The organism is Dokdonella sp. (genome assembly GCF_049593775.1).
Classification (GTDB): Bacteria; Pseudomonadota; Gammaproteobacteria; order Xanthomonadales; family Rhodanobacteraceae; genus Dokdonella.
Genome location: NZ_JBAWHJ010000149.1, coordinates 1 through 8,054 on the forward strand (window position 1 = coordinate 1; position 8,054 = coordinate 8,054).

General features: G+C 59.1%; 6 protein-coding genes and 1 pseudogene. 3 read left to right on the forward strand and 4 right to left on the reverse strand.

Annotation, left to right across the window (positions count from 1 at the left end; genetic code table 11):
* Both WBP53_RS05215 and rmuC read left to right on the forward strand, forming a co-directional pair.
* The coding region (locus WBP53_RS05215; RefSeq protein WP_423926636.1) for a PAS domain S-box protein at positions 1–1,536 on the forward strand (1,536 nt) is incomplete at its 5' end.
* 140 nt (positions 1,537–1,676) lie between these two features.
* On the forward strand, positions 1,677–3,197 hold the full coding sequence (gene rmuC / locus WBP53_RS05220; protein WP_423926638.1) for a DNA recombination protein RmuC: 1,521 nt from the start codon (positions 1,677–1,679) through the stop codon (positions 3,195–3,197).
* Between the two features lie 126 nt (positions 3,198–3,323).
* Here rmuC and WBP53_RS05225 read toward each other — a convergent pair whose 3' ends face one another.
* Together WBP53_RS05225 and WBP53_RS05230 are read right to left on the reverse strand one after the other, a co-directional pair.
* On the reverse strand, positions 3,324–4,763 hold the full coding sequence (locus WBP53_RS05225) for an amino acid permease (protein WP_423926640.1): 1,440 nt from the start codon (positions 4,761–4,763) through the stop codon (positions 3,324–3,326).
* 99 nt (positions 4,764–4,862) lie between these two features.
* A complete protein-coding gene (locus WBP53_RS05230; RefSeq protein ID WP_423926642.1) occupies positions 4,863–6,332 on the reverse strand; it encodes an amino acid permease in 1,470 nt (489 codons plus the stop codon).
* A 218-nt stretch (positions 6,333–6,550) separates the two neighbouring features.
* On the opposite strand from WBP53_RS05230, the gene WBP53_RS05235 reads away from it, so the two are divergent.
* The gene (locus WBP53_RS05235; protein WP_423926644.1) at positions 6,551–7,111 is read left to right on the forward strand and encodes an NUDIX hydrolase; all 561 of its coding nucleotides are present in this window, start codon (positions 6,551–6,553) and stop codon (positions 7,109–7,111) included.
* A gap of 83 nt (positions 7,112–7,194) precedes the next feature.
* Here WBP53_RS05235 and yeiP read toward each other — a convergent pair whose 3' ends face one another.
* A complete protein-coding gene (gene yeiP / locus WBP53_RS05240) occupies positions 7,195–7,758 on the reverse strand; it encodes an elongation factor P-like protein EfpL (protein WP_423926646.1) in 564 nt (187 codons plus the stop codon).
* A 162-nt stretch (positions 7,759–7,920) separates the two neighbouring features.
* Positions 7,921–8,054, reverse strand: a pseudogene (locus WBP53_RS05245) (3-hydroxyacyl-CoA dehydrogenase); the annotation flags it as partial.

Consider the following 8,054-nt stretch of genomic DNA (forward strand, 5'->3'; position numbering starts at 1 on the left):
GAAGTCGGTACCTTCGAGTGGAATGTCGTTTCCGGGGAAGTCCATTGCAATGAGCGTTGGGCTGGAATTATCGGCTATCAGCTCAATGAGCTTCGCCCCCTTTCGCTCAAGACCTGGCTAGACAACACGCATCCGGACGACTGGGTGATGGCCGCCGAACGCTTCAAGCGGCATATTCGCGGCGAGCTTCCCAAATTCGATTGCGAACTACGCATGCGTCACAAGGAAGGGCACTGGATCTGGGTCCGCAATCTCGGTCGAATCATCGAATGGAGCGCTGATGGTGCCGCCCTGGTCATGTCCGGATTGCACATCGACATTTCAGAGCGCAAGGAGACCGAGGCCCGATTGCGTGCCAGCGAAAAGAGCCTCGATACCACGGGTCGTCTGGCTGGGGTGGGCGGTTGGGAGGTGAATCTGCTGACCAACGAGATCATCTGGTCTGACCAGACATGCCGCATTCACGACATGCCGGTGGGTTATCGGCCAGACATGGCGGAAGCCCTGAGTTTCTATCCGCCAGAATCGCGCAAGGCGATCGAAGATGCTATCAGCAAGGCCATTGAGAACGGTGCTGGCTGGGACATCGAACTGCCGATGGTGACAGCCAAGGGCCACAATATCTGGACCCACACTGTCGGCAGTGTCGAATTCGAAGACGGCCGGGCTTGCCGGCTGGTTGGCGCGTTTCAGGACATTACATGGCGCAAGCGCGCAACTCTGGCGCTGGAGGTTGGAGAACGACGTTTCCGCAAGCTGTTCCAGCACAGTCTTGGTTTGATCTGCACTCACGATCTCGACGGCAACCTGCTTTCCATCAATCCGGCATCCGCCCGCGCGCTCGGCTATCCATTGTCGGCTCTGATGGGTCGCGATTTCAGGGAGATCATTCCCAAGGCAAATCATGCGGAGTTCGATGACTATCTGCGTCGCATCCGCGCCAACAAGAGTGATTCCGGAAGCTTCCAGCTAATCGCCAGCGATGGAACCCAGCATACGTGGCAATTCCACAATGTTCTGGATGGCGAGGATGACGAGCCCTACGTGATAGGCCATGCCCAGGACATCACCGAACGAGAGCTCAATGAGCGTGAACTGCGGGAGTTGAGCATTCGTGATCCCCTGACGGGCTGTTTCAATCGGCGCTCCCTGCGCGAGGTTGAACAGAAAATGCAGCATGGCGACCGGTGGGGGTGCATAGGTATTGATCTCGACCGCTTCAAACAGGTCAACGACACCTACGGACACCAGCGCGGTGACGAAGTTCTGGTGGCGATGGGCCAGTTTCTTTCAGGCCACGCACGCGCATCGGACATCGTGTTTCGCGTTGGCGGCGACGAATTCCTGATGCTGGTCAAGGATGCCGATGAAGCCCTGACCCTGGAACGGGTTGAGGCAATCAATGCAGATCGGTCCAGTGCGCCCATCGGATTTACCCTGGGACATGCCGTGCGGCAGCCCGGTCATTCCCTGGATTCTGCTTTGGCCGAAGCGGATCGTCAGCTCTATGAAGTCCGAGCGCGCGCGCGCACTTGAGGGCGCGCCGCGCCGGCAGCAACTGTAGCCATGTTTCCGCTCCAGTAACCTGGAGCCGTGGTTCGCTTCGGGTCTGGTCTCGCCCATTGCGATCAAGGTCTGCGATGATCGGGACTCCTTGATATCCAGCGAGTCCCCAAGTGCCCGAGTTCTTCACACCCGCAACCGGTATGGCCTTGTTCTGTGGATTGGGCATTGGCGTGCTTGTCATGGTGATGCTTTCACGGCGCTGGTCGCGCAAGGCAGCAGAGGAAGCCATCCTGCGACGCGAACCGGAGACTTCTGCGCTGCGCGAACAGCGTGATGCCGCCCAACGGCAGATTGTAGATTTGCACATTCAACTCGAATTGGCGAACGACAATCGAGCAGCACTGCAGTCGCGCCTCGGCGAAGTCGCCGAACAGGGCGCCGGACACCGTTCGCGGGTGGAGCAGCAGTCCCGTCAACTGAGCGAATTGCAGGCACGTTTCGACGCGACCATGGGGCAGCTGCTGGCGATGAGCAGCGAACATTCAGCGCTCAAGGCCAGTTCGCACGAACAGGCTGAATCGGCAAAGGAAAAACTGGCATTGCTCGACCAGGCCGAGCAACGTCTGCGCGAGTCGTTCCAGAATCTGGCCAATCAGATTCTCGAAGCCAAAGCCGAAAGATTCAAGGAACAGAATGCCGAGCATCTTGGCGGATTGCTCGATCCACTCAAGGTCCAGCTCAAGGAATTCCGCGAAGCGGTCACCCAGACCCACGCCAACGAACAGCGCGAGCGCGGCATGCTGGTGCAGGAGATCCGTTCGCTCAAGGACCTCAATCAGCAGATCAGTCAGGATGCGGTCAACCTGACCCGGGCGCTCAAGGGCGACACGCGTGCGCAGGGTGCCTGGGGTGAGATGGTTCTGGAGCGCGTTCTCGAGGCGTCCGGCCTCCAGGCTGGGCGCGAGTACGACACCCAGGGAAGCTTCGAAGGTGCAGATGGCACGCGGCAGCGCCCTGATGTGATCGTCCATTTGCCCGAGGAAAAGGACGTCATCATCGATGCCAAGGTCTCGCTGGTTGCCTGGGAACGTTCGGTGGCGGTGGACGACGAGGCCGAACGCCAGGCTGCGCTTCGCGATCATCTGATATCGCTGCGGCGTCATATCGATGGACTGGCCGGCAAGAACTACAGCGACATTCCGGGTATGCGCACGCTCGACTTCGTACTCCTTTTTGTTCCGGTCGAGGCTGCGTTCATTGAAGCTGTGCGCGCGGATGGAGCTCTCTACAGTTACGCGCTGGAACGCAAGATCTCGCTGGTCAGTCCAAGCACACTGCTGGCGACCCTGCGCACCGTTGCATACCTGTGGAGGATCGAAAGCCGCAACAACAACGCGATCGAAATCGCGCGCCGCGCGGCAAACCTGCACGACAATTTCGTGACTCTGGTCAGTGAACTCGATGTGCTCGGCTCACAACTGGACAAGGCCCAGGGGGCTCATGCCAGCGTCGTCAGGCGCCTTACGGAAGGCGGCAAGGGAAGCGTGATCCTGCAGGTGAAAAGCCTCGCCGACATGGGAGCACCGGCCAAGAAGTCCATGCCGTCCCGGCTTATTGAAGCCGCTGGTTCAAACGACGAGGAGGCCGAGGGCGACGAGACCAACGGCGACGAATCGGTCAACGAACAATAGGAATTCGTCGCGTCCTCATCCGTAGTTGTGCATCCCCTCGAAGTCTTTAGGGGGATGCACGAGGTCACCCGGTGATGGGCAGGATTCGCGTGGCCAGGTCGATTTCGCCAACCCGGGTCCAGGTCTTCAGGACTGGCGATTTTCGCGTGCAAGCTTGCTGTGGCGGAATCCGTACAGGAAGTAGATCGCGAACCCGAATAGTGTCCAGCCAACCATCAACAGCCAGTTGTGCATGTTCATGCTCGACAACAGGATCATGCAGCTGATGATGCCGCCGAATCCGATCAGTTGCACAAACGGAATCCGGAACGGGCGTGGCAGGTCGGGTTGGGTGCGGCGCAGGATCAACACGCCAGCGCAGACAGCTCCGAACGCGATCAGGGTGCCCATCGAGGTCAGGTCACCAAGTACATCCAGCGGGAACACGGCAGCAAGAAACGCGATGCCGACACCCGTGATGATCGTGTTGACATGCGGCGTACGGTACTTCGGATGAATCTTCGTGAAGACCGGCGGCAACAGACCGTCGCGACCCATGATCATGAAGATGCGTGGTTGGGCGAGAACCATGACCAGCACAACCGACGCGAGGCCGATCATGGCGCCGATTTCTACCAGCCAGCGCAGCCAGGCCAGTTCGGGATGAGAGGCAACGGCTGTGACAACCGGCTCATTGGTGCCGAGCAGGTTGTAGGGAGTCAGGCCTGTCATGACCAGGGCCATGCCGATATAGAGCACGGTGCAGATGGCCAGCGAAGCAAGCATGCCGATTGGCATGTCGCGTTTGGGATTGAGTGATTCCTGGGCGGCAACCGAAGTAGCCTCGAAGCCGATATAGGCGAAGAACACCAGCGATGCGCCGCGCAGGATGCCATCCCATCCGTACTTGCCGGGTGCTTCATTCTCCGGAATGAACGGCGTCCAGTTGGACGTGTCGACATAGAAACTGCCGGCCACGATGACCAGCACGATCAGGGCCACCTTGAGGATGACCATGGCCATGTTGACGCCCGACGACTTGCGGATGCCGATGTAGCACAGCCAGGTCAGCAGCAGGACCAGGATGGCGGCCGGGATATTCGCGATGGCTCCAGTCGGCTTGAGTTCGCCATCGAGCGGGGCACTGGAAAGCACGGCAGGAAGGTGGATGTCCCAGTGACTCAGGAAGCTGAGGAAGTAACCGGTCCAGCTCACTGCGACGGCTGAGGCCGATACACCGTATTCAAGTACCAGCATCCATCCGATGAACCAGGCAGCGCCTTCGCCCAGAGTTGCGTAGGTGTAGGAATAGGCACTGCCCGAGACCGGCACCATGGCGGCAAATTCGGCGTAGCACAGCGCGCAGAACGTGCAGCAAATTGCCGCGAAGATGAACGACAGCACGATCGCCGGCCCGGCATGTTCGGCAGCTGCGACCCCGGTGATGACGAAGATGCCACCACCAATCACCGCACCTATCCCGAGTGCTGTCAGACCCCATGGTCCAAGCGTGCGTTCAAGGCTGAGGCCTTCCGCGTCTTTGTGTGCCGCAAGCGGGTGCTTGGTTGCCAGAAGTTGGTTGGCCATCAGGGTTCCTGTTCGTTGCCTGGATCAATGCGCGACAGTTTCGAGTGTCGGGCAGGAATGAAAAAGGGCCGGCACGTCAGTGCCGGCCCTGGATTTCGATCAGCCCTGCCGACGCAAGCGGCTGTGGCGGTAGCCGTAGAGGCCGTAGATCACAAACCCGATGACGGTCCAGCCGGTCATGACATGCCAGTTTTCAGCGAACGGCTGCCAGAACAGGTAAAGGCAGGTAATCACGCCGAGCGGGCAGATGATGATCGCCATTGGAACGCGGAACGGGCGTGGCAGGTTGGGCTGGGTCTTGCGCAGGATCAACACGCCGGCCGACACCGTTGCGAACGCCAGCAGGGTACCCATCGAGACCAGATCGCCAAGGAAACTGATCGGCAGAAAGCCTGCGAGCAGTGCAGCAACAACGCCAACAAAGATCGTTCCCACGTGCGGGGTGTGATGCTTCGGATGAACCTTGGCGAACATCTTCGGGATCAAGCCGTCCTGTGCCATGGCGAAGAAGATGCGTGGCTGACCCATCAGCATGACGAGGATGACCGAGCTGAGTCCGGCAATCGCGCCAAGCTCGACGATATGCTTGAGCCAGGTCAACGTGGGATAGGCTTCAAGCGCGGTGGCAACCGGCTTCGGCGTGCCGAGCAGGTTGTACGGCAACATGCCCGTCAGCACGGCCGAAACGATGATGTAGACGACCGTACAGATCGCCAGTGATCCGAGGATTCCGATTGGCATGTCTCTCTGCGGATTCTTCGCTTCGCCGGCTGCAGTCGAAACCGCGTCGAATCCGATATAGGCAAAAAACACCACAGCCGCACCGCGAACGATGCCGTCATAGCCAAACTTGCCTGGACCCTGGCTCTCAGGGATAAACGGCACCCAGTTGTCCGGATTGACGTACTGGATGCTGAACGCAACGAACATCAGGATGACGACAACCTTGATGGTCACGATGATCGTATTGGCAATCGCAGATTGCTTGATGCCGTAGTAGCCGATGGTTGCGACCGCAGCGACGATGGCAACAGCCGGCAGATTGAAAAAGCCGCCCGTGTGAACGAGTTTGCCATCGACCACGTTGAGTGGAGCGGTCGCAAGCGATGCGGGCAGGGCCATGCCGAAGCTGCCGAGGAAACTGTTGAAGTAGCTCGACCAGCCAACGGCCACGGTCGAGGCTGCAAACAGGTATTCAAGCACCAGGTTCCAGCCAATGAACCATGCGACGATTTCGCCCAGTGTGGCGTAGGAGTAGGAATACGCGCTTCCCGAGACAGGCAGGAGTGCCGCGAATTCGGCGTAACACAGGCCGGCGAATGCACAGGCGACCCCGGCGAACACGAAGCTCAGGACAATGGCCGGTCCTGCGTGCGCGGCTGCGGCATGACCGGTCAATACGAAGATGCCGGCACCAATGACGGCACCGATTCCCAACAGCACCAGTTGGGTCGCAGTCAAGGTTCGCTTGAGGGAGCCTTCACCCTCGAGTGAACCTTCGACGGGCTCGCCGGCATCCACGTGTGGCGACGGCTCTACCGGCTTGGTGACAAATAGTCCCACTGACATCGATTTCTCCCCGGATGTGTAACGGAACGGCGATGAAGCCGGAATGTTTGGTTGCCGACGGCCTGCGCCAGCGACCCCGTACGATGCCAAACGCTGCAGACGAGCACAAGCGCCATCCGCTCTTGCAGACATTTGCGACGCAATCTTGTGCAGTGCAGCTAAAGTGACGCCCCTGGTTCGGGGTGCGGGCCTTCCAATCATCCGGGAAATCGATGTCCATGTTGCGACGAAAATTCGAGGATTATCTTGGGCGACATCCCGATCACATGTCGACGGCTGTCATTTTCACCGAGTTCCTCGACCAACAGGACTGTTTCCATCGCAGCAACCGCGGCGGACACTTCACCGGCTCGGCCTGGCTGGTCAGTGCGGATGGTTTGCGTGTCCTGTTGACCCATCACCGAAAGTTGAATCGCTGGCTGCAACTCGGAGGCCATGCCGATGGGGAGCCGGATTCCTCGCTGGTGGCCTTGCAGGAAGCAAGGGAGGAGTCGGGTCTGCCCGGCCTGATAGTCGAGCCTGAGATCTTCGATCTGGATCGCCACTGGATACCGGAACATGGAGGGGTTCCGGGTCACTGGCATCTGGATATCCGCCATGTCGTTCGCACGACTCGCAGTGAAGAGTTTGTCGTCAGCGACGAATCCCACGCCCTGGCATGGCGCGACATCTCGGAAATCGCCGTGGATCCCGATGCCGATGAATCATTGCGGCGCATGGCTTTGCGCTGGCTTTTGCGCCAGCGCGAGCGACGGGAACAGGGAATGGTAGGGGCATGAGAAGCGGGAAGACCGGTGTTGCATGGAATCCAGAGCAGCGGATCCTGCTTTTCCGATTCCCCATTCTCTATTCCCGTAGAGCCCTAAGCCCTTCCCCCGAACTCACCCGTCAGCGTGCTGACATGGATCTTTTCGCCGGTGCGAACGTACTCGGGCACCTGGATTTCGATGCCGGTCGAGAGCTTTGCCGGCTTTGAGCGCTTGGTCGCGGTAGCGCCCTTCATTTCCGGAGCGGTTTCGACGACCTCCAGGATGACCGATGAAGGCAACTGAACGGCGACCGGCGCGTCATCGATGATCTGAACGAAGCAACCCTCGATACCGTCGACGATATAGCCGGCGGCGTCGCCAACGACATCGGCATCGAGCGTGTATTGAGTGTAGTCCTCGTTGTCCATGAACACGTACGCCTCGCCATCCTTGTAGGAAAATGCGACGGGTCGACGCGTCACTTCCGTCTCCTTGATCTCGTCATCCGAACGCAGCGAAAGATCGCATTTCACGCCGCCGGGAACGCTGTACATGATGAAGCGGAAGGTCACATTGCCGCTGCGGCCCTGTGCCGAGCTGCGTTCGATATCACGTACCTGGTAAACCTTGCCGTCGTGTTCAACGACGTTGCCGCGCTTTACATCAGATGCTTTCATTGTGGGGCCGGGAGTAGGGAATGGGGAGTGGGAGAAGGAAAAGCAAAAGCAAAAGCAAAAGCAAAAGCAAAAGCAAAAGCAATGGGCATGGGAATCAGGGCTTTGGCAGGAAGACCGGATCAGCAGGAACTACTTTTCCGATTTCCCTCTCCCCACTCCCAGCTATTTCGGCGCCAAGCGCACTGCGCCATCGAGTCGGATCGTTTCACCGTTCAGATAGCGGTTGCCGAGGATATGCGAAACAAGTTCCGCGAATTCGCGTGAAGTGCCCAGGCGCGAAGGGAACGGAATCGAGG

Coding starts and splice junctions, on each gene's coding strand:
- yeiP (WP_423926646.1), bottom strand. CDS start 7,758: ATGAAAGCATCTGATGTAAAGCGCGGCAACGTCGTTGAACACGACGGC.
- WBP53_RS05235 (WP_423926644.1), top strand. CDS start 6,551: ATGTTGCGACGAAAATTCGAGGATTATCTTGGGCGACATCCCGATCAC.
- WBP53_RS05230 (WP_423926642.1), bottom strand. CDS start 6,332: ATGTCAGTGGGACTATTTGTCACCAAGCCGGTAGAGCCGTCGCCACAC.
- WBP53_RS05225 (WP_423926640.1), bottom strand. CDS start 4,763: ATGGCCAACCAACTTCTGGCAACCAAGCACCCGCTTGCGGCACACAAA.